Consider the following 24,000-nt stretch of genomic DNA (forward strand, 5'->3'; position numbering starts at 1 on the left):
CGCGCGGCAGATCACGGGCGAGCGTCCGGCAGACCACGGGCGCCCGGCCGGCCTGTCCGCCTCGGCTGCCCCCGCACTCGCGCCGCCCCGGAACCCGCGCCGGACACGACGAAGGGCAGGGATACCTCTCCCTGCCCTTCTCAACGTATAGCGCACCGGGGGGCTTGCGGCAAGGCCCCCGTCCTCCCGCACAATCGTCGACCGAGGCCGCGACCTGCACAAACGGGGCAAGAGGTGCGCGTGCCGCTGACGGAAGGCAACGGGAGATGACCGAGCAGTACCTGCTGGACCTGCGGGGGATCGACGCGACGCGGACCGCGGCCGTCGGGGGCAAGGCCGCACACCTGGGGGAGCTGACACACATCGAGGACCTGCGGGTCCCGGACGGCTTCTGCGTCACCACGGACGCCTACCGCCGCGTCGTGACGGGCATGCCGTCCGTCGAGGAGCACCTTCAACGGCTGTCGCGCACCCACCCGGACGACCAGGAGGCCGTCCGCACGCTGAGCGCGCAGATCCGCCGGGCCGTCGAGGAGAGCACCGTCCCCGACGACCTGGCCGCGGCGGTCACCGCCGCCGTCGTCCGGTACGGGGAGCAGGACGCCTACGCCGTCCGCTCCAGCGCGACCGCCGAGGACCTGCCGACCGCCTCCTTCGCCGGTCAGCAGGACACGTATCTCAACGTGGTGGGACCGGCGGCGATCCTCCGGCACATCAGCCGGTGCTGGGCCTCGCTCTTCACCGAGCGGGCCGTGACCTACCGTCAGCGCAACGGCATCGACCACCGGACGGTCCTCATGGCCGTCGTCGTGCAGCGCATGGTCGTCCCGCACGCGTCCGGGATCCTCTTCACGGCCGACCCCGTCACGGGCAACCGGAAGGTCGCCACCGTGGACGCCGGCTTCGGCCTCGGCGAGGCCCTGGTCTCCGGCCTGCTGAACCCCGACGTCCACCGGGTGCGGGACGGCGAGATCGTCGACAGGACGATCGCCGTGAAGGAACGGGCCGTACGGGCACTGCCGTCCGGCGGCACACGGCAGGAGGCCGTCGACCCGCGGCGGCACCGGCAGCCGGCGCTGACCGACGCGCAGGTCCTGGAACTCGTGGAGACCGGCCGTCGCATCGAGGCGCACTTCGGCAGCCCCCAGGACATCGAGTGGTGCCTCGCCGACGACGGCTTCCACATCGTGCAGAGCCGGCCGATCACCACCCTCTACCCCGTCCCGCGCGCCGGTGACCAGGACAACCACGTCTACGTCTCCGTCGGTCACCAGCAGATGATGACCGACCCCATGAAGCCGCTCGGCATCTCCCTGTGGCAGCTGACGGCCATGGCACCCATGCACGAAGCCGGCGGCCGGCTGTTCGTCGACGCCACCAAGGCCCTGGCCTCGCCCACCGGCCGCGCGGGGCTCCTCGACGTCGCCGGCCGCTCCGACCCGCTCGTGCGGGACGCACTGGAGACCGTCCTGGACCGCGGCGACTTCGTCCCGTCGCTTCCGGACGCCCCGCCCGCGGGCCGGGCCGCCGGCCGGCCGGCCGGAGCGGCGCCCGCCCCCGTCCCGACCGACCCGGCCGTCGTCACCGAGCTGATCGCCCGCAACGAGGCGTCGCTGGCCGACCTGGAGCGCACCATCCGGGACAGGACGGGACCGGCGCTGTTCGACTTCCTGCTGGAGGCGTTCGAGGAGCACAAGCGCATCCTCAGGGACCCGCTGAGCATGCAGGCGATCATGGCGGGCATGGAGTCCACGTGGTGGCTCAACGACAACCTGGGGGAGTGGCTCGGCGAGAAGAACGCCGCGGACTCCCTCACCCTGTCCGCCCCCGGCAACATCACCTCCCAGATGGGTCTGGAACTGCTGGACGTGGCGGACGCCGTCCGCCCCCACCCGGAGGTCGTGGCATTCCTGCGCACCGTCGAGGACGGCCACGGCGACGGCTTCCTGGACGAACTGCCCCGGCTGCCGGGCGGAACCGAGGCACGCGACGCCATCGAGGCCTACCTCGACCGGTACGGCGCGCGCTGCGCGGGCGAGATCGACATCACGCGGCCACGCTGGCGCGAGCGTCCCGGCACCCTGGTCCCGGCCCTCCTCGACAACGTCCGCAACTTCGGGCCGGGCGCCGCCAAGGCGCGGTTCGAGCAGGGCCTGCACGAGGCGCGGCAGAAGGAGCACGAGGTGCTGTCCCGGCTGCGGCAACTGCCCGACGGGGACCGGAAGGCCGACGAGACCAAGCGGATGATCGACCGGGTCCGCACCTTCGTCGGCTACCGGGAGTACCCGAAGTACGGAATCGTCCGCCGCTACTTCGTCTACAAGCGGGCCCTGCTCGCGGAGGCCGACCGCCTCGTCCGGGCCGGGGCGCTCCCCGAGCGGGAGGACGTCTTCTACCTGACCTTCCACGAGTTCCGCGAGGCCGCCCGCACGCACCGGGTGGACCACGGACTGGTCCGGCAGCGCAAGGGGGAGTTCCGCTCGTACCACGCGCTCACACCGCCCCGGGTCCTCACCTCGGACGGTGAGGTCCTCAACGGTGCCTACCGGCGCGACGACGTTCCGGCCGGTGCCCTGATCGGCCTGGCGGTCTCCACCGGGACCGTCGAGGGCAGGGCCCGCGTCGTCCTCGACATGGCGCAGGGCGACCTGGAGGCGGGCGACATCCTCATCACGCCCTACACGGACCCCAGTTGGTCGCCCCTGTTCGTCGGCATCGCGGGTCTGGTGACGGAGGTCGGCGGCCTGATGACCCACGGCGCGGTGATCGCCCGGGAGTACGGACTGCCGGCCGTCGTGGGCGTCGACCGGGCCACCCGGCTGATCCGCGACGGACAGCGCGTCCGCGTCCACGGGAGCAGCGGCTACGTCGAGGTCCTCGCCTGACCGGCCGAGCCGTACCGGAGGCCCGACATCCGCGTCCGCTGCCGCCCTTCGACGGTTACGTCGGGCCGCAGCGAGCCCTGCACCAGCAGTCGAGACGGTCGGTCGTACGAGCACGCGTCGACCCATGGGTCCATGCCTCGGCCGCTTTCCAGCTCTCCTTCGCGGCCCTGATGACCGTCCACTTGCTGTCACCGATGCGCGAACTGCACCTGTCCGGCGCGGTGGTTGGCCGGCGCTCGCGACGCCGCCAACTCCCGTCCTTTTGAGGGGAGTCGGGGATGGTCCGACGGCCCCTGAGCGCCGGCGATCTTCGCGGTCCCCGCCCGCTCCCCGGCGAAAACCTGACAAGGAATTCAGGTCAGGGACGTTTGTTCGGCCGAATCCGGCGCACCCGTTGAGCTAACAAGTTCTTTATACGACGAAGTGGAGACGCACCATGGGCATCATTGCTTGGATCGTCATCGGGCTCCTCGCCGGCGCCATCGCCAAGGCCCTGATGCCGGGCAAGGACCCGGGCGGCATCATCATCACCATGCTCATCGGCATCGCCGGTGGTCTGCTCGGTGGCTGGCTGGGCAAGGTCATCTTCGGTGTCGACTCCGTCGACGGGTTCTTCAACCTCTCCACGTGGATCGCCGCGATCGTGGGCTCGCTCATCCTGCTGGCCCTCTACCGCGTCATCACCGGCAACCGTCACTCGCACCGTCACGCGTAACCCGCTTCTCCCGGCTCACGCCTGCCGGGCGCTGCGCACTCATCTGAACGGCTCCCTCCCCTCGCGGGACGGGAGCCGTCAGTGCGTCCGGGGCCGGCCGGCGGGCGACGTACCCGGGTCCCGCCCGGCCGTCAGTCGTGTGACACGGCGTAGGCCAGGGCCCGGCTGCCCGGGACGGCCGGGGCGGCAAGGGCATCCTGGTAGCCGCCGCCGGTCGCGCTCGGCACGGACACCGCGGCGACCTCTGGACTCCGTGCGGCGACAGGCGAGGGGTAGCGGGTGGCGGACGACCGGCAGGCTGACGACCGTCCCGAGGCGGATGCGGGAGTACGGGCGGACCGCCTGAAGGAACGCATCTACGCGACGATCACGATGATCGCCGTGGTGGTCGGCCTCTCCCTCGGCGAAGTCGGCACCACCGGCGCTCTCGCCACGGTCCTGACGACGGCGCTGGGACTGTGGCTCGCGGCGTTCGTCGCCGACCAGCAGGCCCACCGTACGATCCACCGGCGCTTCGCCACCGGCCGCGAGCTGCGACGCATGCTGTACGTCAGCAGCCCGCTGCTGTCGTGCGCCGTCGGCCCGGGTGTACTGATCGGCCTCGCGGCCCTCGACGTCCTGTCCCTGGACACCGCACTGTCGGTCGCGGCGGGCGTGGCCGTCGTCTCGCTGTTCCTCTGGGGCTGCCTGGGCGGGCTGCGCATGGGCGGCGGTGCGCTGACCGCGATCGCGGCCGGCCTCGTGGACGCGGCGATCGGTGTCGCGGTCGCCCTGGTGAAGGCGGCGGCCGGGCACTGACGTCGCGCGCCGTGCGCCGCCCCGCGGCTCCGGGGTCTCCGGGCTCTCCGGGAACGCCCTCGGTCAGCTCTTCTGCTCGACCAGCCGGCTGAAGGAGGTCATGCACGGCGTGCAGTGGCGGTCGGCCTCGACCTCATCGGGTTCGGCCGGCTCCAGTGGCCGTCCGCACAGGGTCACGGTGCCCTGCTTGGCCTTCACGTGCCACACCATGGCCGTACCGGGCTCGTCGGGGCCGGGGCACATCTCGTACATACTTCCCCCATAGGACAGGCAGTTGCTCAGTCCAGCAGACCGCACCGGCCCGGGCCGCGCCCCGCGAGGGCGGCCGTCCGGGTGAGGCGGTCGGCAGCTGCGGACCGGCCCGCGGAATATCGATGGCTTCCCCGCGTCCACACTCGCTAGCCTGGCCCGCCGTGAAGCAGCGAAGGCAGAAGAAGCTCTCCCGCCTCCTCTTCGAGGCGGTCGTCTCCGGTGACGCCGGACGTGTCGAGACGCTGTTGCGCGAGGGAGCGAGTCCCGAGGGACGGAACAGCGAGGGCACCACCCCCCTGTACCTCGCGGCGGTGCAAGGAGAAGCCGAGGTGGCCCGCTTGCTGATGCGGGCCGGGGCGTCACCCGACACGGACAGCAGGGGAGCCGGGGCGGACGGTACCCCCTTGTGCGCGGCTGCCTGCTGGGGGCACGCCGCAACCGTCCGGGAACTGCTGGCGCACGGCGCCGATCCCGGCCTCCGCGAGGACGGGGGCGCGGGCTGGTCCCCGCTGGACTGGGCGAACCGCGGTCCCCACCCCGGCACCGCCGAGATCCTCAGGGCGGCGGGTGCACGCTGACGAGGGCAGCCCCTGAGCGGTGACCGGTCCGGTGGTGCGCGGGCAGGTGGCCGATCGAGCGGGGGCCGGCCGCGCGCTGGTGCCCCCCTCTCGCACCACGGTGACGGACCGACCCAATACAATCCGGTCGCATGCCGAAGCCTGACGAGCTGATCGTTGACATCGCCGCCCGTGTGGAGTCCGGGCAGAGCACTCGGATGTCCCTGACCGTGGTCACGGGTGGTGCCGTGATCACCGGTCGCCTGGCACCCGAAGCCGTATGGCGCAAGCGGGTGTCCGAGGTGCTGACCGACTCCGCCCACCTCGGCGAGTTCTCCGCCGCGTTCGACGCCCCCGACAAGAAGGACGGGCCACCCACGCATCTGCACTTCCACGTCGCCCGGATCCTGCAGGGGACCGTGGGCATCCCCGAGACGGGCGGGATGTACCGCGTCGCGATCGAGGACGTCAGCGCCTGGACGGTGGGTGACTTCAGCTACTCGGACCAGACGACGCGCTGATCCCCCGTCGCGTAAAGGGCGCCTGTGACGCCCTTGCGACCCGATCCGCGAGGCCCGGCCGGTGCCATCCGGCCGGGCCTCGCGGGTTGCAGGGCACCCGCGGGCGAGACCGCGGCGGCCCCCACCGGCATCGGAATTCGGCCTTCCGGCCCGCCGCATCGCGACAAAGTGGCGTCGTGACGCGTTGCAGGGTCCATCGGTCACCGCCGGGGCGGTCAGCGCGTTCGTGTGGGGAAACGGCGGCGACCCGGCTCCCGTGCGCCGCAAAGGTTGAAGCGTCGGCCCGGCCGCGCGGAGCGGGAACGGCGTCGGCGCGGGGTTGTCGGCCGGGCGTGCCTGCAAGACGCTCCCTGTCCGGAACGCGTGCCTTCTTTTGCGTTCGGCGTGTGGAGAAGACAGGTTCAGGTCTCGAACACGCCATCGCCGCACGGACGGCGATTGCCGACACTGTTCGAAACCACCCACGCAGAAACGCGGAGTTGATTCATGATCAAGCGGATGAAACGGACCTGCTTCACTGTCCTCGCCGTCACGCTCTTGACCTCCGCCCTCTCCGGTGCGGCGCAGGCCACCTCTCCCACCCCGGCCCCCTCATGCGTCGCCGTGTACCAGAGTTGGCGGTATCTCAGCGCTTCCAACGACTGCGCCGACACCGTGGACGTGAGGGCCGTCTACCAGGACGGCGCCACGGGCGTGTGCCACACGCTCGCCCCGGGGGCCGTGAGCACGATCGGCGAGGGCTACCTCGGGCAGCACGGCCGCGTCGGTCACCTCGCGCTCTGCGAGGGCGTATGACGTGCCGGCTCAGCAAGGCGCGCGCCACACCCCGAGTTCCGGCTTCTTCACCATGGACGACAGCCCCAGCCGGCGGGACTCGGCGCAGAAGCCGCTCCGCGGCTCGGTGTACTCCACGTGGAACACCGCCTTGCCGGCCTCGATGAACGGGGACAGGGCGCCGCACTCCTCGTACTGCGCGCACTCCTCGTTGACGGCGAAGTCGAAGTGGTCCACGAGCCGGGGGATCTGAGGCAGGTCGTTCTTCAGGCCCACCGACAGCCCCCGCTCGTGGGCGGCAGCCGCGATCATCCGGTTGTACCTGAGCTGGTCACGTGCGGTGAGCGGGAAGCCGGTGTCGTTGCCGTAGCCCTCCACCAGGTCGGGCTCCACGGCGTCGAAGCCCTTGTCGCGGCACATGTCGAAGCGGCGCTCCATGATCGGCCGCAGGACGTCGATCCGCCGGATGTCCAGCCACCGCTCGCCCTTCCAGCCGTTGGGCCGGCCGCGTACCGAGCGCGGGAACGCCTTCCGGTCCGGCCGGAAGTCCTCCCACGCGCCCACGTTGATGTAGCAGATGACCTTCCGGCCCGCGCGGTGCAGCCGGGCGACGTCCGCGGCGGAGTTCTCGAAGCCGTCGATGTCGTACACCGGTACGTCGGCCGACGGGTCCGCCCTGCCGTCGAGCTGCCACTGCCAGGCGAGGCCCGGGCGCGGCTTCCAGCGTGGTCCGGCCGGCGTGGCGGGCGCAGAAGCCGTCGCGCCGCCGTGCGCGCCGGCGGGCGGGCCCTCCCCGCCGGAACATCCCGTCAGGGCGGCCCCCACGGCCCACGCGGTCAGCAGGGCGGCCCGGGACCGGGTCCCCCTCACCGCTCCGCCCCGAGCAGTGCGGGTGTCAACTGCGCCCAGGGGTTGGGTGGTTCGCCCGTCACCGGGCCGCAGACGGCCGCTCCGCGTCCGTGCGCGGTGCGCACCGCGAGCGGGACGAGAGCGTCGGGCACCCCGTACACCAGGTGGCAGAGCCGCTCGGGCGGCTGCCGTGCGGCCCACGCCGGGCGGCTGAACGCCGAGACGTACGTCGACCAGTGCCCCTCGAAGGTGACCGTCAGGTCGGCGAGGCGGACGTAGCCCGGCTCCGGGTGGACCCCGGGGTTGAGCACGACGGTCGCCGCACCCGCCCTGCGCAGCGTCCGCACGAGCCGGCGGCAGCCCGCGAGCCCCTCCGCGGTCGCGGGCACGCGGTCGAGGAAACAGCCGTCCGTCCCGTACCACTCCCGGTGGCGGAGCATGTCTTCGACCACGTCCCCCGGGTCCCGCACGCCGTAGTCCGTGTCGGCGTAGCCCAGCAGTCGTGCCCCGGCCTGCCGCAGGGCACCGGCCGCCGCGGTGAAGGCCGGGTCGGGGGCCGCGCCCGGACCGCTCGCCGGGTTGAGGACGACGCCGTACGTGCGGGGCGCCGCGGTGATCAGCCGGTGCCAGGCCCCTGGATCCTCGGCCGGGTGGACGTACAGCGGGACCAGCAGGTTCACGATGCCGGGCCGCCTTCCCAGAGCGCGGTCAGCGCGTCGTCGAGGGTGTGCACCGGGCGCCAGCCCAGGGCCTCCTCGGCGGCCGTGATGTCGGAGCACTGCCACGACACCCGCGCCGAGCGCGAGGAGCCCGCGGTGCTCGCCGCGGTCTCCTCGACACGTCCCCGGAACCCGGCCCGCGCCGTCAGGTCCCGTACCAGGTCGCGGACCGGGAGGGCCCGGCCGCCGCTGATGTTGAGGACCGGCGGCAGCGGGCCCGGCGCGGTGGCCGCGAGGACCGCGGCCCGGGCCACGTCGCGTACGTCGACGAAGTCGCGGTGGGCGGACAGGTCGCCCAGCCGCAGCACCGCCTCCGGGTCGTCGCCCGCCTCGCGCAGCAGGGCGGCGATCCGGCCGGGCAGGCCCGTCGGCGGCGCGCCGGGGCCCACCGGGTTGCCCACGCGCAGGACCACCGCGTCCAGGCCGGAACCGGTCACGGCGACGGTGCCCGCGAGCTTGGTCGCCCCGTAGGAGCCGACGGGGCGGGTGGCCGCCGACTCCCTGTCCCGGGTGCCGGGCGCTCCCGGCCCGTACTCGGCGGCCGAGCCCAGGTGCACCAGGCGGGCCGCGGGGGCCGCCTCGCGCAGGGCGGCGCACAGCACCGCGGGGCCGCGGGCGTTGACCTCGGCGAGGGTGGCGGCGTCACCGCCGGTCGCGCCCGCGCAGTTGATCACGGCGTCGGGCGCGGTCCGGGCGAGGTCCTTCGCCAGGTGCTCCGGGCGGACGCGGGCGAGGTCCACGTCGACGTCGGCGCCCGGTGACCGGCCGCCGCCGAGGACCAGCGCGCCCGGCAGGGCGCGCAGCCGCTCGGCGACGTGGGCGCCCAGGTAGCCGGTGAAACCCAGCACGAGAAGGCGCATGAGGTGCTCAGGCTCCCTTGAGCAGAAGCGACTTGCGGGTGGTGAACTCGGCGTTGGCCTGGTCGTAGTCGTCCGGTCGGCCGATGTCCAGCCAGTATCCGTCGAAGTCGTAGGCGTGCGGCTGGTTGTCCGACTTCAGCAGGTCGAGGACCAACTCGTCGAAGCCGAGGGGCAGTCCGGGCGTGTAGGCGTCCAGGGTGGAGCGGGACAGGCCGTAGACCCCCATGGACACGCGGTAGTCCATGCTCGGCTTCTCGGTGAACGCCACGACCCTGCTGGCGTCGGTCGTCAGCACCCCGAAGTCGATGTGCACCTTGCGGGCGTAGGTGGCGATGGTCAGCGGCGCTCCGCAGGCGCGGTGCCGGTGCAGGACGTCGGCGTAGTCGAGGTCGGTCAGCACGTCCCCGTTCATCACGAGGAACGTCTCGGGCAGCCGGTCGCGCAGGGTGAGCAGCGGACCCATGGTGCCCAGCGGGCTCTCCTCGGTGGCGTAGTCGACGTCCAGGCCCCACTGCGAACCGTCGCCGACGTAGGCGCGGATGATCTCGCCGAGGTGGCCGATCGCGAGGGTGCAGCTGGTGAAGCCGGCGGCGGAGAGCTGGCGCAGCACGATCTCCAGGATCGCGTGCTGGTCGCCGATGGGGACGAGCGGCTTGGGCAGCGCCGTGGTGTAGGGCCGCAGCCGGACGCCCTTGCCTCCCGCCAGGATCACTGCGTGCATGGTGGGCTCCTCCTTCGTGAACGCGTGGGGACGTGCGTGAGATGTGCGGACGGGCCGGACGGCGTCCGCCGGGGATCAGATGTTGTAGATGCCGGTCTTGTAGCGGGCGAGGTTGGCCGGGTCCCGGAAGAACGCCACGGTGTGGGCGAGGCCCTCCTCCAGGGTGTGGGCCGGCTGCCAGCCGGTCGCGGCGGCGAGCCGGCTCGCGTCGGCGACCAGGCGCATCACCTCGGAGTTGGCCGGGCGTATACGGGCCTCGTCCTCCCGCACGTCGAGCGGGGTGTCCATCACCTTGCCGATCAGCGCCACGAGGTCGCCGACCGAGATCTCGCCCCCGGTACCGGCGTTGAAGGTGCGGCCCACGACCTCCCGGGCCGGTGCCGTGCCGACGGCGAGGAACGCCCGGGCGGTGTCCTTGACGAAGGTGAAGTCCCGGGTGGGGCGCAGGTCCCCGAGCGTGATGGTGCGCTCCCCGGCGGCGACCTGGCCGATGACGGTGGGGATGACCGCCCGCATCGACTGGCGCGGCCCGAAGGTGTTGAAGGGCCTCAGGGTGACGACGGGAGTGGCGAAGCTGGCGTGGTAGCTGTCGGCGAGCCGGTCCCCGCCCGCCTTCGACGCGGCGTACGGGGACTGGGTGTTGATGGGGTGGTCCTCGGTGATGGGCACGGTCTGCGCGGTGCCGTACGTCTCGCTGGTGGAGGTGTGCACCAAGCGGGGCGTGCCCAGGGCCCGGACGGCCTCCAGCACGTTGAGGGTGCCGGTGACGTTGGTGTCCACGTAGCTGTGCGGCGCCTGGTACGAGTAGGGGATCGCGATGAGCGCGGCCAGGTGGTAGGCGGTGTCGGCGCCGTCGAGGAGGCCGCGGACGGAGCCGGGGTCCCGTACGTCGCCGAGGACGATCTCCACCTGGTCCAGCACGTCCGGGTGCAGGGTCTCCAGCCAGCCGTAGGAGGAGAAGGAGTTGTACTGGGCCATGGCCCTCACCCGGTGGCCGGAGGCCACCAGGGCCTCGGTCAGGTGCGAGCCGATGAAGCCCTCGGCTCCGGTGACGGCGGCGAGCGGTGCGGAGGTCAACTGAGTGGTCCCTTCGACGGGTCGGGAGGTGGGCGGGTCCGGAACGGGGGTCAGGCGTGCGGGGAGGGCCGGCCGAGCAGCCACAGCACGCACGCCGCCAGACACAGGGCGGCGGCGCCGCAGCTGAGCGACAGCGCCGCCGCGGTGCCCGGTGGCAGCCGCAGGAGCGCGACGGCCGCCGCCCCGGCTGCTGCCGCGAGACAGATCCCGGCCGGTGGCCAGGCCACCCCGAAGGCCTGCAGCAGCAGTGCGGTCCACAGCACGGCCGCCAGGAGCAGCAGCGCCACGGGGTCGGCGTCCAGCAGCAGGGCCGCGGGCAGCAGCAGAGCCGCATGGGCGAGCAGGCAGAGGCCGAGGATGCCGGCCGAGCGCACCAGGAAGGCGGCGGGCGTGGCGGTGGCGCGCAGCGCGGCGACCGACAGCCCGCGGTAGCGGTACAGCAGCCATTCCGCGGGCCCCATGCCGAGCGTCAGGACGATCACCGCGTACGGCTCCTCCCGCCCCTGAAGCAGCACCAGCACACCCGCGGCCAGCCCGAACAGGCCGTACGGCAGCGACCGGAGCAGGCGCGGCCGGCTCGCGCCGGTGACGGCCGGGGCCCGGAGGGCGCCGCGCAGGACCCGGGCGGTGACGGCGAGCGTGGCGAGCAGCGCCAGCGCGGGCAGGCCGGTGCGCAGCACCCTGCCCGGCTCCCACCAGGGCAGCACGGCGGCACCCGCGAGCAGCGGGCTGAGCGCGGCCAGCAGCAGCCGCTCCCGCCCCAGCACCAGCAGCACACCGGCCGCGGCCAGATAGGCGGACTGCGCGGCGGCCACCAGCGTCACCGGTCCGCCCTCGGCGGGCAGCGCGGCGCTCGCCGTGGCCAGCACCGCCCCCGCGGGGGCGCCGGCCAGCAGGGTCAGGCCCGCCTCCCGGCGGCCGGTCGCCATCCGCAGGTACGCGCGATGGCCGAGGGCCTGCCCCCACGCCCAGGAGCAGAGCCCGGCGACGACCAGAGGGGTAACGTTTCCGCCGGCGTCCCACAACGGTGCCGTCAGGAAGTAGGCGAGCCCCGGCAGGGCGAACAGCACACCGCGCAGCAGACAGCGCACGGTGTCGGGACGCCACGGGTCGGCCGCCGCGGCGGGTTCGGGGAAGGTGCGCGGCACCCGCTCGTACAGGGCGGCGGCCAGGGAGAACAGGTTCGGGTGACCGTACCGTTCGTCGATCGTGGAGGCGGACAGCCCCTCCGCCTCCAGCAGCGCGGCCACCTCGTACGGGTGGACGGCAGGCCCTATGCGGTCGGCGAGTTCGGCGGCGAGTTCACTGACCGCCCGCTCGTCGGGGCCGCCGCGCGGGAGCCGGAGGGCGAGGGTGGCCTCGTCGAGGGCCCAGCGCGGACGGCGGCGGGGCGGCCGGGTGCCGGCCAGCCGCATGGCCAGGGTGTCCTGCTCGGAGCCCCCGGGTTCGAGGGATATCGGCCCGCTCACAGGACGAGACTTCCTGCGCCTGCGCCGTCGACGGCCGGTGCGGGGATCCTGACCGCGGTGGGCATGACCGTCGAGTGCCTTTCCGGGTGGGCCAGTTCCCGGTAGACGGAGCGGAAGGTGTCGATGGTCCGGCGGAGCGTGAACTGTTCGACGACCCGCAGCCGCGCCGCCTCGCCCATGGCCCTGCGCCGGCCCGCGTCGCCCAGCAGCTCCAGCGCTGCCGCGGCCATCGCCCCCGGATCACGCGGAGGCACCACGAGCCCGGTGTCCCCGACGGCCTCGCGCACTCCGCCGACGTCGGTCGAGACGGTCGCGCGGCCGCAGGACATGGCCTCGATCAGCGTGAACGGGAAGCCCTCGCTGATACTGGAGAGCATCACCACGTTCCCCGCGGCGTAGGAGTCCTTGATGTCCTCGACGCGCCCCTCGAAGGTGACGGCGTCCCCGTGCCCGAGCTCGGCGGCCAGGGCCTCGCAGCGTTCCCGGTAGGACTCCCCACCGCGCGGGGTCCCGCCGAACAGCCGCAGCCGCGCCTGCGGGAGCCGCGCCCGCACGAGGGCGAAGGCGCGGATCAGCGTCTCCAGGTCCTTGATGGGGTCGACGCGGCCCGCCCAACTGAGCGTCGGCACCTCGGGTTCCGGTCCGGCCGCCGGGAAGGCGGCGGGGTCGACGCCGTTGTAGACCGTGCGGATCGACTGCGGGTCGGCGCCGCCCTCCTCCTCCCACAGCCGGTTGTAGCGGTTGCCCGGGGTGATCAGCGCGGCCTTCAGGTAGCTCTCCCGCGCCAGCAGCCGGAAGAACCCCAGGATCACGGCCTTCACCGGCCACCGGTAGGGCGCCGTGCGGTAGCCCAGGTAGCGCTCACGCAGGTAGACGCCGTGCTCGGTGAGCAGCAGCGGAACGCCGTGGTCGGCCAGGGCGGCGAGCCCCGGCAGGACGGCGACCCCGCCGCTGACCGCGTGCGCCACGCCGCTCACGGGGGCCGGGGCGGCCAGCGGGCGCAGGGCGTGCTCCAGGAGCGCGGTGGCGGTGAGCGCGTCGTGCAGGGTCGGCCCGGCTTCGCGGACGGCCAGCCCGGGCCGGTTCCACAGGGCGGCGAGGATCCTGACGGCCCGGTCCCCGCGCAGGAACGCGCTCAGCGTCCCGTCCGGTGCGGTCCGCGCCAGCGCGTACAGGGCGGGCGCGAAGCCGTCCTCGGCGCCCGGGTCGAGCAGCGCGGTCACGAACTGCTCGTAGGCGGCGGCGAGTCGGTTGCGTGCCCGGCCCCGGGGCGGGCGTCCCTCGGGCGGGGCGCCCCACAGGGGGACCGACAGGACGCCCGACACGTGCGCGGGCAGTTCCCACACGACCGGCTCACGTCCGGTGCCGGTGACGGCGATGACGTCGAAGGCGAGGTCGGGCATGCCCTGGACGAGCTGGTCGCACCAGACGCTGACACCGCCGTGGCTGTGCGGGTAGGTGCCTTCGGTGAGCAGGGTGACGCGCGTCGCTCCGGTGCGTCGCGCGCCCTGGGAAAAGGGCATCGGTGTGCTCCACGGCTGAGGTGCGGGAGGTTCGGGCCGGACCCGGCCGCCCCCAGGGGGCGGCCGGGCCTTCGGTCGGTGCGGGGCGCGGGGGCGCCGCTCAGCCGTCTGCGGAGTGACCCACCGGGTCGGTCACGCCCGCGGGGACACGGGCCTGCGGCAGGGTGACGCCCGCGGAGACACGGGTCCGCGGGTCGGTCACACCCGCCGGGACGCGGGTCCGCGGCGCGGGGCGGGTGACCTTCGCCCGTCCGGTGGCGGCGTCGGCGGCCGGAGCGGCCGACGCCGGCAGGGTGAAGACCAGGGGGGTGCTCCCCGAGGCGGTCCAGCCGGACACGGCACCCGCGTACGCCTGGCCGAAGGCGGCTCCGCGCAGCGTGCTGCCGGCCGGCAGGGTCGCGGTGACCGCCAGACCGGACGGGGCGTCGACGCTCACCGTGGTGCCGACACGGTAGGCCGTGACCTGCCCGGCGCCGAGCGCGGCCCGCCAGTCGGCACGGCGCTTCAGCTCGGCGCCGATGTCGCGCATCCGCGGGTTCACCAGGGGCGTGTCATCGGCGAACAGCGCCCGGTAGCCGTCCAGTACGCCGTCGAGGACGGGGTAGGCGATGCGGTCCTCGGCGAGGTTGGACTGGTGGATGAAGTGCGGCTTGGGGTCGTTGGACAGGACGTGCCCGAGGGCGATCCGGGTCTCCAGCGGCACGATGTGACCGGCATAGCCGGTCGCGGTGTCCAGGGGGGCCGGGAGGCACGTGGTGGTGCCCGGGTTGTCCTCGCAGATGCCGCTGCCTCCCTGGGCGCGGCTGGTGTAGATCCAGTTGTACTCGTCGACCTGCTCGGCCGCGCGGCCGGCGTTGTAGAAGACGTTCATCGGGTGGCGCGGCACGGTCGTGGCCGGGCCGACCCGGCGCTGCGCGGGCTCACGCGAGTTGTCCGAGCCGAGCCAGGCGATGCCGTTGTCGCCCAGGGCGGGGGCCAGATGGGGGTTGTCCTGGGGCTGCTGCGGAAGGACCTTCATGCCCGAGTGCTCACCGGTGACCAACTCGTCGTTCACCAGCGGGAGTCCGGCGATCTGGCCCCAGACCCGGTTGACCGCGATCTCGTCGGAGATGTCGTTGCGGCTCGTCCAGCGGATGCTGCCGTCGGGGTCGGTGGCGCACTTCCACGGCACCACGGAGATGTCCTGCACGCAGCCGAGGAAGGGGTGCGAGTAGGTGTGGTTGATCCAGCGGAACTCGTCCCGCCGCGCGATGAGCCGGTCGGCGAGCGGATCCCGGCCGCCGTTGTCCTCGCGGTGGTCGACGCTGCCCGCGCCGTTGTAGGCGAAGTCGAGCGTGAAGTCCTTGCTGTTCTGCCACGCGGCCGCGTGGTCCACGTCGGCGGCCGTCATCCGGATGGGGTCGGGTGTGGCGTTCGGGTCCGTGCAGTCGACGTCGCCCGGTGTGCAGTCGAGCGTGCTGTTCCACCGGTCGTCGGCGGCGAAGACGTCGTCCACGTGCACCGAGAAGTAGTTCCGTGAGGCGCCCAGGTGCACCCCGCCGGTCATCCACTCCACGATGCCCCGGGCCAGAAGCCGGAACTGCTGCTGGTACCGGTTGTAGACGAACGTGACGACCAGCTCGCGCCGCCCGTCGTGGCGGTACTCGCCCACCAGCGTGCCCGTGGCCGTCTGCCCGGGGATCGCGGCCTCCACGTACGGGGTGAAGTCGGCCCCCGCCGCGGGCCTCGACAGGTAGGCCCAGCTCTCGCCGACGGACGGGTCGTTGTCCTCGAAGGGCACGGGTCCGTCGAGGTAGCCGAAGGGGCCCGACCTGCCCGCGGCGGTCACCTGGGCCTGCCGGCCGTCGAGGCTGCCGGCGTAGCCGCCGTCGACCGGGTACTGCAGACCGGCCTCGGGACGCGCGTAGGTGTACGCGTCGACCTGCGGGATGTCGTAGGTCCGCTCGTACGCCGCGAGTGCGGCCATCTCGGCGGAACCGGCCGGGAACGGGTTGTCGTCGGGCAGCACCACGGCCTGGAACTTCGCGCGCGGCCGGCCGTCGACGGTGTCCGCGAGGAAGCCGGCGTCGATCACGGTCCGGCCGGGCTGCGTGAGGTCCACCGTGGTGTACGGCGTGCCGGCCGCGGCCAGTTCGGCGGCGATCGCGTCGGTGGACGGGCCGCCGTCGCTCACCACCAGCACCCGCAGGTCGATGCGGGGCACGGGATCGGCGTGGGCCGGGCCGGCCGGCAGGCCCAGTGCGGCGATGAGCGCGCCCACCGTGACCACGGTGGTGCGTATGGTCCGCTTCATGCGGTGTCTGTCCCCTCCCGGGCAGGGATGAGCACGGCTCCCGCGGAGCGGACGCACCCCCTTGCGTGCCGCCGGCGTCCCCCTCAGAAGCCGGTGCGGCACGCATCCGTCGCGTCACATAGTGAGGTCTGTGTGGAGATTTCGCGGTCGTGTTGCGCAACATGACGAAAAAGCGCAGGTGACCAACTGGGTTCCTCGGGACAGGGGTTGACGCGTTCGGGCCCCCGGGGGTGCGCCTCTGGGGTGCGGCCCGCGCGGGCTTCGCCACTGGTCCGGGCGCTGCGTGGCCGACCGGCGGGCCGCGGCGGTGCGCCGGTGGCCGTTCCCATGGTCCGGTCCGGTGCGGGGAACCGGGCGGGCGACTTTCAGGTCACGCGCGCCGGCTCCCCCAGGGTGTGTCAGGCGCAGAGCACGCGGGTCACCGGCGTGAAGACCGGGCCGCCGCTGACGTTCGTGGAGTCGCTGAACTCGGCGTAGAAGTAGGAGTAGAAGCCGATGTTGCCGTTGCAGCCGGAGTCGGCGGCGATGTCCAGCTTCAGGGTGACCGTGCGGCTCTGGCCGGGCGGGACGGTCGTGCCGTAGTTGCCGCCGAGATCGGCCGGGCCGGTCCCGGCGCAGGGGGTGGCGCCGTCGGCGGTGGCCAGGGTGCAGCCGGCGAAGCCGTACTTCAGGTCGGGCCGCTGCGTGGTCAGCCAGGTCGGCTGGATGGTCTGGTACACGAACCAGACGTCGTGGGTGTGGTGGTTGGTGAGGGTCATCGACAGGTTGACCGTGCCGCCGGGCGTGGTGGTGGCGCTGTCGGTGGCGAAGGTCAGCTCGGCCGGTGCCGGATCGACCGCGGTGGCGGTGGGGGCCAGACCGGACACGGCCAGGACGGCCGCGAGGAGGGCGCCGAGACCGAGGCGTCTCATCAGGGGTGATCGCATGGCCAGGGAGGCTAGGCAGGGCCCGGCCGGACGTCTGCCCCACGGAACGGGGGCCGCGGAGCGCCCGGCCGGAAGTGTTCACGGCGTGCGCGAGAAGTGAGGGAAAGGTGGAGTCGCCGGGGTTCGCGCAACCGCCCAGGTGATCGGCGCGGAGGCGGACGCCCGCGGAGCGCCGCACTTCGTCGGCCGTTCCCACGCCGCCGGATGGCGACATTGGCGCGTAAGGGCCAGGAACCTCCCACCCGCCGTCCGCACGGCCCGTGACCATCTCGGCCATCCAACGGATTCCGGCCGGTGACCCGGCCACCCGCTACCGGCCGCGGAGCGAGAAGTCCTCGTCCGCGCCGCCGTCCACCGCGTACGGCTGCGTCACCCTCCGCGACCGCTCGGCGTCCAGCGGCGCGATCTCACCGGTCACGAAGCGGAGCACGAAGACGCTGTGGCTCATCCGCACGCCCTGTCACCACCGTCGGCCGCCGGACACCCTCCCGCTGACATGCGGCGATGTGACGCGGGCCATCGGTGCTGCGGCTCCGTGCCGGGCGTGCACCGGCCGGTACGGGGGACACGGGGCGGTATGGCGAGAAACGGCGGGAACAGAGTGCTGGCGACATCGGCGGAGCGGGGAGCGGCTCCGGAGAGCACGGCGCTCAAGCGCGCGCTGACCACGCCGCTGCTGTACTTCTTCATCCTGGGCGACGTGCTCGGAGCGGGCGTCTACGTCCTGGTCGGGCAGGTCGCGGCCGACGCCGGGGGAGCGGTGTGGGTGCCGCTGGCCGTCGCGCTGCTGCTGGCACTGCTGACCGCCGCCTCCTACGCCGAGCTGGCGACGAAGTACCCCCGGGCCGGCGGAGCCTCCCACTACGCCACGCGCGCGTTCGGGCCGTTCGCCGGTTTCGTCGCCGGCTTCTGCATGCTGGCCGCCGGCGTCGTCTCCGTGGCCGCCCTCGCCCGCGGCTTCGGCGGCGACTACCTGTCGGCCTTCGTCACCCTGCCCGTGGCCCTCGTCGCCGTGGTGTTCCTGGCCCTGCTCGCCCTGGTCAACGCGCGGGGCATCAAGGAGTCCACCCGCGCCAACGCCGTCGCCACCGTCATCGAGGTGGGCGGACTGGTCGTCATCGTCGTCCTCGGCGCGTGGCTGCTGCTGCGCGGCGACGGCGACGTCGGACGGCTCACGCAGCTCGGCACGCCCGAGAAGGGCGCGGCCGCCGCCGTCCTGAGCGGCTCCGTACTGGCCTACTACTCCTTCGTCGGGTTCGAGACCTCCGTCAACGTCGCCGAGGAGACCCGCGACCCGCGGCGCTCCTACCCCCGCGCCCTCTTCGGCGCCCTCGCCACCGCCGGGGTCGTGTACGTCCTGGTGGGCATCGCCGCGTCCGCCGCGGTGCCGACCGCCCGGCTGGCCGAGTCGAGCGGCCCGCTGCTGGAGGTCGTGAAGGAAGCCGGAGGCGTGCCGACCCGCCTGTTCAGCGCCATCGCGCTGGTGGCCGTTGCCAACGGGGCGCTGCTCACCGGCATCATGTCCTCCCGCCTGGCCTACGGCATGGCGAAGGACGGGCTGCTGCCCGCCGCGCTGACCAGGGTGCTCCCGGGCCGCCGTACGCCGTGGGCCGCGATCGCCGTCACCACGCTGCTCGCGATGCTCCTCGCGCTCACCGGCAGCGTCGCCACCCTCGCGTCCACCCTGGTGCTCCTGCTGCTGATCGTCTTCCTCCTGGTCAACACAGCCGTGCTGGTGCTGCGCCGTGACACGGGCGAAGCCGACCACTTCCGGGCCCCGACCGTCCTGCCGGTCCTCGGCATCGCCTCCTGCGTGCTGCTGGCCACGCAGATCGAGGCGGAGGTGTGGCTGCGCGGACTGGTGATCGTGGCCGTCGGCATGGTGCTCGGCGCGGTCGGCGCCGCGCGGCGCGGCAAGCGGGCCGGCGAGGGCGTGCGCGACCCCGGCTGAGCGCGGGCGGACGGGGCGGCTGGTCCGGCCGGAACCGCCGGGCATGAGCGGCGGCAGCCGGGGCACACGTGGTCGAGCGTTGAGTGCCGGACGCGGGCCGCGCCCGCCTGAAGGAAGGACGTGGGTGTGCCCGGGGTGCCTGGCCTCCTGCTGAGGAGAATGACCGCCGTGTCGTGCCGGACGAGGCGGACGGTGCGCACGGCCGTGCACACGGCGCTGTCCACGCTCAGCGAGGTCCGCTCCTGCCCGTACTGCCGTGCCTGGACCGCGCCCCGCAGCGTCGTCTGCCCCAGCGGGCACCGACTGAGCTGACGACCCCGCTCGCCGGCACCGGGCACCACTCGTGCCCGCGAGCCCGCTCCGGCCCCCGCCGCGGGCGCCGTCGCGGACGGCGGTCGCCGAGTGGGCACCGCGGGCGTTTCGGAGGGACGCTGGAGGAGGGCTGCGACCGGCATGCCCCGGGCGGCGGCCCCCGGGCCGCCGGGAGGGCCGCGGCCGGCGCGGCGGCGGATGGGAGAAGAGCCATGAGGGTCGGAGTACTGACCGGCGGCGGTGACTGCCCCGGCCTGAACGCCGTCATCCGCAGCGTCGTCCGCAAGGGCGTGCAGGAGCACGCGTTCGAGTTCCTCGGCGTCCGGGACGGCTGGCTGGGCCTGCTCAAGAACGACGTCGTCCCGCTCGACGTCAGCAGCGTGCGGGGGATCCTGCCCCGGGGCGGAACCATCCTCGGCTCCTCCCGCACGAACCCGCTCAAGCACGAGAACGGTCTGCAACGGGTACGCGAGACACTCGCCGCACACGAGATGGACGCCCTCGTCGTGATCGGCGGCGAGGACACCCTGGGGACGGCCACGGAGCTGAGCCGGCAGGGGATCGACGTGGTCGGCGTGCCGAAGACCATCGACAACGACGTCTCGTGCACCGACTTCACCTTCGGCTTCGACACCGCCGTCGGGATCGCGACGGAGGCGATCGACCGCCTCCACACCACCGCCGAGTCCCACATGCGGGCCCTGGTGGTGGAGGTGATGGGGCGGCACTCGGGCTGGATCGCCCTGCACGCGGGCGTCGCCGGCGGTGCCAACGTCATCCTCATCCCCGAGCGGCCCTTCGACCTGGACGAGGTGTGCGAGCAGGTGATGCGCCGGTTCGAGATCAACTACGCGCCGATCGTCGTGGTGGCCGAGGGGGCCGTCCCCAAGGAAGGGCAGATGATCGTCAAGGACCAGTCGCTGGACGAGTTCGGCCACGTGCGGCTGTCCGGCATCGGCGAGTGGCTGGCGCAGGAGATCACCGCACGCACCGACAGGGACGCCCGCACCACGGTCTTGGGCCACATCCAGCGGGGCGGCACCCCCAGCGCCTTCGACCGGTGGCTGGCCACACGCTTCGGACTGCACGCCGTCCAGGCGGTCGCCGACGGCGACTTCGGCTGCATGGTCGCCCTCGAGGGCACGCGGATCGTCCGGGTGCCGCTCGCCGACGCCACCGCACGGAACAAGGTGGTGGACCCGTCCCTGTACGACGAGTTCGAGGTGTTCTACGGCTGATCCGCCGCCGCTCCCGGCGGCACCACCGCGACGGGGCAGCGGACGTGGTGCAGCACGGCGTGGGCCACCGGACCCAGGCGCCCCCCGGCCGGCGGCGCCTCGGCGCACCGCCCCACGACGAGCAGCTCCGCGTCCCGGGACGCGTTGAGCAGCGCCTCGGCGGGGTGCATCAGCCTCAGGTCGAGAGCCGCCCTCACCTGCGGGTACTTCTCCTGCCACGGGCGCACGGCGTCGGACAGGTCCAGTACCTCCCGGTCCTCCCAGGTGGCCCGGTCCTCCTCCGTCACCACGAACGAGCGCGGTGAGACGGACTCGGCGGGCAGGACCCACGCCTGCACGACACGCAGGGTGGCGGAGCGCAGTGCGGCGGCCGAGAACGCGAAGTCCGTAGCTTCACCCGTGGGGTGGTGTGCGTCGAAGCCGAGGACGACTCGGGGGGCGTCGCGGCCCGCGACGGGCCCGTCGGGGAACGTGCCGGGGCGGGGAGGGACGAGGACGACGGGGCAGGGAGCCGCTGCCGCGACGCGCAGAGCGGTCGATCCGACCGCCAGGTCCCGGAAGCCGCCCGCGCCGCGGGTGCCGGCCACGAGCAGCCCGGCGTCCCGCGCCGCCGCGTCGAGGGCGGCGTCCGCTTCGGCCCCTTCGGCCTGCGCGCCCTCGACGTCGAGATCCGGATAGCGCCCGGCGAGGTCCTCGACGGTCCGCCGCACCAGCTGGGCGCCGATCTCCCGCACGTGATCCTTGGCCGCCACCGGGACGGCGGTTCCGGGAAGCCGCGGGACCACGTGCAGCAGGCGCAGCGCGACGCCCCGCAGTCCTGCCTCGCGCGCGGCCCACTCGGCCGCCGCAGCGGCACACTCCGAACCGTCGATGCATGCCAGTACAGGGGAACGCATGCGGCCTCCTTCGCCCGGCTGTGCCGTCGTGGGCGGCGCCTCCCGCTCTCCCTCCACTGTTCCACGCCCGGGCTCTCCCGGCTCACCGCGGCCGGGTCGGCGGCGGCCCGGTCATCGCCGCACGCGGTAGCGGAGGTAGACGAACTTCGCGTTGAAGGTGCGGGTCTCGGCGAGATCGAGATCCACCCGGCGCTCGCCCTGCGGGAAGAAGGAGACGCCGCCACCGACGAGGACCGGGTAGACCATGGCCCGGTACTCGTCGATCAGATCCGACGCGGCGGCCTCGGCGGCGAGCGTCGCACCCCCGATGGCGATGTCGCCTTCCCCCGGCTCGGCCCGCAACCGCTCGATCTCCTGCGCCACGCTGCCGGAGGCCAGACGGGCGTTGCCCTGCACCGTCGCCAGGGTCGTCGAGAAGACGACCTTCGGAAGCGGATTCCACAGCCCTGCCCACTCGCGTTCCGCCTCGTCCAGCGAGCCGTTCTCGTCGGCGGTCTCCCAGTACAGCATCGTCTCGTACAGCCGCCGCCCCATCAGATGGACGCCGACCTGCCGGATGTCGTCCATCCAGAAGCGGAACACCTCCGGGTCGGGCGCCGACCAGTCGAAGCGGCCGTCGGGGCCGACGATGTAACCGTCCAGTGAGACGTTCATCGAGTACGTGACGCTGCGCATGAGAAGTCCTCCTCCGTACCGGGTCCGACAGTACGACCGGGGAACGCCCCGGAACTCATCGCGGCGCGCCGGATTCCCGGATGCGCGTCGAAGCCGTCACGGGCACGGCACGGGACGGGCACGGCACGGGGGACGGGTCACCCTGCGTCGCGGAGCTGGAGGAGGTACCGGGCGGTCAGGGCGACCGCCCGGTCGCCGTCGTGGGACAACGTCGCCAGGGCCTGTGCGGCGGTCGTGCCCGGGATGTCCGCCAGGGCCTGGGTCAGGCGGCCGCGTGCTGCCGCCGCCGTGGTGTCCCGGGCGAGACGGTCGACGAGTTGGGCCGCGATCCGTTCGGCGGTCGCGGCATCGCTCGACAGGGCGCTCAGCGCGTCCGCCGCGTCCGTGTCGTTCCTGCCCGCCACGATCATGTCGATGAGCGTCGGGATCGCTTCGCCCACTCCCCGCGTCCCCAGCGCCAGGGCCGCGTACCCCCGCACCCCGGGATCGGGATCCGCGACGGCGTGCCGCAGGTACGCGGTCGCCTCCTCGCCGGGCATCTCGGCGAGCGACCGCACGGCCCGGGTCCGCACCGCGGCCACCGGCGAGTCGAGGCCCTTCGCCAGCAGGGCGGGCGCGTCGTCGCCCGACTGCGCCAGCGCCCAGCGCAGGGCGCCGGCGACGTTCGGCTCCGTCTCGCTCAGCGCCGCCTCCGCCAGGGCCTCCACCGGCACGGCGACCCCGTCGGCGGACGACAGGGCCGCGCGCTGACGCACGTCCGCGCTCTGCGACCCCAGTGCCTGGAGGAGCGAGACGACCCGCAGGACCTCCTCCCAGTCGGCGGGTTCCGCGGAGTCGATCCTGCTCAGCCGCGTGAGCAGCTCGGTCTCGGCGGCGATGCGCTCGCGTGTCCGGCGGACCAGGTCGCCGACGAGCGCCGAGGGCGTGAAGCCCGGGTCGTCCAGGGCGCGCCCGATCTCCCGCAGGGACAGGCCCAGCGACCGCAGGCTCTCGATGTGGAAGATGCGCCGGATGTCCTGCGCGGAGTACTCCCGGTAGCCGGAACCGGTACGGCCCGAAGGCCGCACCAGTCCGAGCGTCTCGTAGTGCCTGAGCATGCGGGCACTGACCCCGGACCGTCTCGCCACCTCACCGATCAGCACGGTCCCAGTCTCCCTCCGCAGGGGACCCGGGGGAAGGAGTCCTTCCCGGGGCCCCCGTGAGGGCCACTATGCGCCTGGCCTCCTCGATCGCCGACGCGAAGCCCGCGTCCGGTTCGCGCAGCAGCCGCTGTGTGGCCAGCGCGTGCGCCCGCACCCCCGGGTCGCCGGCCGCCGCCGCGGCGCGCAGCACCGGCACGCTCACCTCGCCCAGCGCGACCAGCGCCTGGCTGAGACTCAGCTGGACCCTCCGGTCGCCGCGCCCCAGCTGGGTCACCAGGACGCCGGCCAGGCCGGCCTCCTCGCCCTCCGGCACGAGCACGACCGCCGCCCGCCACGCACTGCGCGCCACCTCGTCGTCGGCGTCGGACAGCAGCGCACGGGTGATCGCCGGCCATGCCCCCCGGTCGCCGATCTTCGACAGGGTGTGCAGCGCCTGGCTGCGGGCCTGCGGACGGTCCGAGCGGAGTTCCCCCCGCAGCGCCGGAAGCGTCAGGGACGCCGGGTGGCGGGTGAGCGCCCAGGTGAGCATGTCCCGGACGAAGAACTCGGGCTCGACCGCGCATCGCTGCACGAGTCCGCCGACGTAGGCGGGGTCGGGCGTCGAGCCGACCGCCATGGCCGCTCGCAGCCGCACGGACGAACGGTCGTCCTCCAGCCCCCGCAGCGCCCGCTGCACCTCTGTTTCCCGTGGTGCCGTGGTCATCGGACCACCTCCTCGGGAAGCAGTGAAGACCTTGTCACCGTGTCAAGGTCAAACGGCACCGTGGGCAGGGCCGCCGCACGCGCGCGACCCCGGCGGGCCGGGCTGCCGCCTGCGGGCGAGCCCGCCACCGCCGGCGGTCGTGAC

Annotated in this window: 24 protein-coding genes; 9 read left to right on the plus strand and 15 right to left on the minus strand. The window is 73.5% G+C overall.

The genetic code is table 11. From position 1 onward, the window contains the following. Positions 1-266 precede the first annotated feature (266 nt). The 3 genes from rph to ACFYWG_RS08790 all read left to right on the plus strand — a co-directional run bounded on the left by rph (position 267) and on the right by ACFYWG_RS08790 (position 4,398). Positions 267-2,885, plus strand: a complete 2,619-nt coding sequence (rph, locus tag ACFYWG_RS08780) for a rifamycin-inactivating phosphotransferase (RefSeq protein WP_389200143.1) — start codon at positions 267-269, stop codon at positions 2,883-2,885. A 436-nt stretch (positions 2,886-3,321) separates the two neighbouring features. After that, positions 3,322-3,600, plus strand: coding sequence for a GlsB/YeaQ/YmgE family stress response membrane protein (locus ACFYWG_RS08785; protein ID WP_376327289.1), 279 nt, complete (start codon positions 3,322-3,324; stop codon positions 3,598-3,600). A gap of 279 nt (positions 3,601-3,879) precedes the next feature. Then, entirely contained in the window at positions 3,880-4,398 is a 519-nt protein-coding gene (locus ACFYWG_RS08790) for a hypothetical protein (RefSeq protein WP_389200145.1), read from the plus strand. 63 nt (positions 4,399-4,461) lie between these two features. Here ACFYWG_RS08790 and ACFYWG_RS08795 read toward each other — a convergent pair whose 3' ends face one another. Beyond that, complete coding sequence (locus tag ACFYWG_RS08795) at positions 4,462-4,650, minus strand: hypothetical protein (protein ID WP_376327285.1); 189 nt, start codon at positions 4,648-4,650, stop codon at positions 4,462-4,464. Between the two features lie 161 nt (positions 4,651-4,811). Here ACFYWG_RS08795 and ACFYWG_RS08800 point away from each other — a divergent pair, with 161 nt between their 5' ends. The 3 genes from ACFYWG_RS08800 (at position 4,812) to ACFYWG_RS08810 (ending at position 6,523) form a co-directional block, all read left to right on the plus strand. Further along, positions 4,812-5,228: an ankyrin repeat domain-containing protein gene (locus tag ACFYWG_RS08800; RefSeq protein ID WP_383511694.1), complete on the plus strand. Its 417-nt coding sequence runs from the start codon at positions 4,812-4,814 to the stop codon at positions 5,226-5,228. Positions 5,229-5,359: 131 nt separating this feature from the next. Further along, the gene (locus ACFYWG_RS08805) at positions 5,360-5,728 is read left to right on the plus strand and encodes a hypothetical protein (RefSeq protein WP_376327281.1); all 369 of its coding nucleotides are present in this window, start codon (positions 5,360-5,362) and stop codon (positions 5,726-5,728) included. 498 nt (positions 5,729-6,226) lie between these two features. Continuing rightward, on the plus strand, positions 6,227-6,523 hold the full coding sequence (locus tag ACFYWG_RS08810; protein ID WP_383505834.1) for a hypothetical protein: 297 nt from the start codon (positions 6,227-6,229) through the stop codon (positions 6,521-6,523). Between the two features lie 9 nt (positions 6,524-6,532). On the opposite strand, the gene ACFYWG_RS08815 is transcribed toward ACFYWG_RS08810, so the two are convergent. The 10 genes from ACFYWG_RS08815 to ACFYWG_RS08860 all read right to left on the minus strand — a co-directional run bounded on the left by ACFYWG_RS08815 (position 6,533) and on the right by ACFYWG_RS08860 (position 17,387). After that, positions 6,533-7,372 carry an endo alpha-1,4 polygalactosaminidase gene (locus ACFYWG_RS08815; RefSeq protein ID WP_383505831.1) on the minus strand — a complete coding sequence of 280 codons (840 nt, stop codon included), beginning with the start codon at positions 7,370-7,372 and terminating at the stop codon, positions 6,533-6,535. Further along, a complete protein-coding gene (locus ACFYWG_RS08820) occupies positions 7,369-8,031 on the minus strand; it encodes a spherulation-specific family 4 protein (protein ID WP_389200149.1) in 663 nt (220 codons plus the stop codon). Before ACFYWG_RS08820 ends, ACFYWG_RS08815 begins: the two co-directional genes overlap by 4 nt. Further along, on the minus strand, positions 8,028-8,930 hold the full coding sequence (locus ACFYWG_RS08825) for an NAD-dependent epimerase/dehydratase family protein (protein ID WP_385418580.1): 903 nt from the start codon (positions 8,928-8,930) through the stop codon (positions 8,028-8,030). The genes ACFYWG_RS08820 and ACFYWG_RS08825 overlap by 4 nt, the downstream gene beginning before the upstream one ends. A 7-nt stretch (positions 8,931-8,937) precedes the next feature. Further along, a complete protein-coding gene (locus ACFYWG_RS08830) occupies positions 8,938-9,651 on the minus strand; it encodes an NDP-sugar synthase (RefSeq protein ID WP_376327271.1) in 714 nt (237 codons plus the stop codon). Positions 9,652-9,726: 75 nt separating this feature from the next. Beyond that, positions 9,727-10,728 carry a GDP-mannose 4,6-dehydratase gene (locus ACFYWG_RS08835; RefSeq protein ID WP_389200152.1) on the minus strand — a complete coding sequence of 334 codons (1,002 nt, stop codon included), beginning with the start codon at positions 10,726-10,728 and terminating at the stop codon, positions 9,727-9,729. A 50-nt stretch (positions 10,729-10,778) separates the two neighbouring features. Then, positions 10,779-12,197 (minus strand): hypothetical protein, encoded by a 1,419-nt coding sequence (locus ACFYWG_RS08840; RefSeq protein ID WP_385418587.1) that lies wholly within the window; start codon positions 12,195-12,197, stop codon positions 10,779-10,781. Next, entirely contained in the window at positions 12,194-13,720 is a 1,527-nt protein-coding gene (gene pelF / locus ACFYWG_RS08845) for a GT4 family glycosyltransferase PelF (RefSeq protein ID WP_389200154.1), read from the minus strand. Before pelF ends, ACFYWG_RS08840 begins: the two co-directional genes overlap by 4 nt. Before the next feature lie 100 nt (positions 13,721-13,820). Continuing rightward, positions 13,821-16,013 (minus strand): hypothetical protein, encoded by a 2,193-nt coding sequence (locus tag ACFYWG_RS08850; protein WP_389200156.1) that lies wholly within the window; start codon positions 16,011-16,013, stop codon positions 13,821-13,823. Between the two features lie 398 nt (positions 16,014-16,411). Beyond that, positions 16,412-16,939: a hypothetical protein gene (locus ACFYWG_RS08855; protein ID WP_383505810.1), complete on the minus strand. Its 528-nt coding sequence runs from the start codon at positions 16,937-16,939 to the stop codon at positions 16,412-16,414. A gap of 310 nt (positions 16,940-17,249) precedes the next feature. Further along, positions 17,250-17,387: a hypothetical protein gene (locus tag ACFYWG_RS08860; protein ID WP_389200158.1), complete on the minus strand. Its 138-nt coding sequence runs from the start codon at positions 17,385-17,387 to the stop codon at positions 17,250-17,252. Positions 17,388-17,540: 153 nt separating this feature from the next. Here ACFYWG_RS08860 and ACFYWG_RS08865 point away from each other — a divergent pair, with 153 nt between their 5' ends. The 3 genes from ACFYWG_RS08865 (at position 17,541) to ACFYWG_RS08875 (ending at position 20,440) form a co-directional block, all read left to right on the plus strand. Next, positions 17,541-18,890 (plus strand): APC family permease, encoded by a 1,350-nt coding sequence (locus tag ACFYWG_RS08865; protein ID WP_389200160.1) that lies wholly within the window; start codon positions 17,541-17,543, stop codon positions 18,888-18,890. A 159-nt stretch (positions 18,891-19,049) separates the two neighbouring features. Further along, positions 19,050-19,202 carry a hypothetical protein gene (locus ACFYWG_RS08870; protein WP_385418597.1) on the plus strand — a complete coding sequence of 51 codons (153 nt, stop codon included), beginning with the start codon at positions 19,050-19,052 and terminating at the stop codon, positions 19,200-19,202. A 212-nt stretch (positions 19,203-19,414) separates the two neighbouring features. Then, positions 19,415-20,440 carry a 6-phosphofructokinase gene (locus tag ACFYWG_RS08875; protein ID WP_376327255.1) on the plus strand — a complete coding sequence of 342 codons (1,026 nt, stop codon included), beginning with the start codon at positions 19,415-19,417 and terminating at the stop codon, positions 20,438-20,440. On the opposite strand, the gene ACFYWG_RS08880 is transcribed toward ACFYWG_RS08875, so the two are convergent. The 4 genes from ACFYWG_RS08880 to ACFYWG_RS08895 form a co-directional block, all read right to left on the minus strand. Further along, positions 20,431-21,336, minus strand: coding sequence for a universal stress protein (locus ACFYWG_RS08880; RefSeq protein ID WP_389200162.1), 906 nt, complete (start codon positions 21,334-21,336; stop codon positions 20,431-20,433). The genes ACFYWG_RS08875 and ACFYWG_RS08880 overlap by 10 nt on opposite strands. Positions 21,337-21,447: 111 nt before the next feature. Beyond that, the gene (locus ACFYWG_RS08885; protein WP_383505796.1) at positions 21,448-22,011 is read right to left on the minus strand and encodes a dihydrofolate reductase family protein; all 564 of its coding nucleotides are present in this window, start codon (positions 22,009-22,011) and stop codon (positions 21,448-21,450) included. A 137-nt stretch (positions 22,012-22,148) separates the two neighbouring features. Beyond that, on the minus strand, positions 22,149-23,153 hold the full coding sequence (locus ACFYWG_RS08890; RefSeq protein WP_385418601.1) for a MerR family transcriptional regulator: 1,005 nt from the start codon (positions 23,151-23,153) through the stop codon (positions 22,149-22,151). Next, positions 23,140-23,856, minus strand: coding sequence for a HEAT repeat domain-containing protein (locus tag ACFYWG_RS08895; protein ID WP_389200165.1), 717 nt, complete (start codon positions 23,854-23,856; stop codon positions 23,140-23,142). The genes ACFYWG_RS08890 and ACFYWG_RS08895 overlap by 14 nt, the downstream gene beginning before the upstream one ends. Positions 23,857-24,000: the final 144 nt, after the last annotated feature.

The sequence above is a fragment of the Streptomyces sp. NPDC003456 genome (genome assembly GCF_042878735.1).
Classification (GTDB): domain Bacteria; phylum Actinomycetota; class Actinomycetes; order Streptomycetales; family Streptomycetaceae; genus Streptomyces.

Bases quoted from the DNA above. Each gene is read 5' to 3' on its own strand.
- rph (WP_389200143.1), top strand. From the start codon at position 267: ATGACCGAGCAGTACCTGCTGGACCTGCGGGGGATCGACGCGACGCGG.
- ACFYWG_RS08785 (WP_376327289.1), top strand. From the start codon at position 3,322: ATGGGCATCATTGCTTGGATCGTCATCGGGCTCCTCGCCGGCGCCATC.
- ACFYWG_RS08795 (WP_376327285.1), bottom strand. From the start codon at position 4,650: ATGTACGAGATGTGCCCCGGCCCCGACGAGCCCGGTACGGCCATGGTG.
- ACFYWG_RS08805 (WP_376327281.1), top strand. From the start codon at position 5,360: ATGCCGAAGCCTGACGAGCTGATCGTTGACATCGCCGCCCGTGTGGAG.
- ACFYWG_RS08810 (WP_383505834.1), top strand. From the start codon at position 6,227: ATGAAACGGACCTGCTTCACTGTCCTCGCCGTCACGCTCTTGACCTCC.
- ACFYWG_RS08825 (WP_385418580.1), bottom strand. From the start codon at position 8,930: ATGCGCCTTCTCGTGCTGGGTTTCACCGGCTACCTGGGCGCCCACGTC.
- ACFYWG_RS08830 (WP_376327271.1), bottom strand. From the start codon at position 9,651: ATGCACGCAGTGATCCTGGCGGGAGGCAAGGGCGTCCGGCTGCGGCCC.
- pelF (WP_389200154.1), bottom strand. From the start codon at position 13,720: ATGCCCTTTTCCCAGGGCGCGCGACGCACCGGAGCGACGCGCGTCACC.
- ACFYWG_RS08850 (WP_389200156.1), bottom strand. From the start codon at position 16,013: ATGAAGCGGACCATACGCACCACCGTGGTCACGGTGGGCGCGCTCATC.
- ACFYWG_RS08855 (WP_383505810.1), bottom strand. From the start codon at position 16,939: ATGCGATCACCCCTGATGAGACGCCTCGGTCTCGGCGCCCTCCTCGCG.
- ACFYWG_RS08860 (WP_389200158.1), bottom strand. From the start codon at position 17,387: ATGAGCCACAGCGTCTTCGTGCTCCGCTTCGTGACCGGTGAGATCGCG.
- ACFYWG_RS08870 (WP_385418597.1), top strand. From the start codon at position 19,050: ATGACCGCCGTGTCGTGCCGGACGAGGCGGACGGTGCGCACGGCCGTG.
- ACFYWG_RS08875 (WP_376327255.1), top strand. From the start codon at position 19,415: ATGAGGGTCGGAGTACTGACCGGCGGCGGTGACTGCCCCGGCCTGAAC.
- ACFYWG_RS08880 (WP_389200162.1), bottom strand. From the start codon at position 21,336: ATGCGTTCCCCTGTACTGGCATGCATCGACGGTTCGGAGTGTGCCGCT.
- ACFYWG_RS08885 (WP_383505796.1), bottom strand. From the start codon at position 22,011: ATGCGCAGCGTCACGTACTCGATGAACGTCTCACTGGACGGTTACATC.
- ACFYWG_RS08895 (WP_389200165.1), bottom strand. From the start codon at position 23,856: ATGACCACGGCACCACGGGAAACAGAGGTGCAGCGGGCGCTGCGGGGG.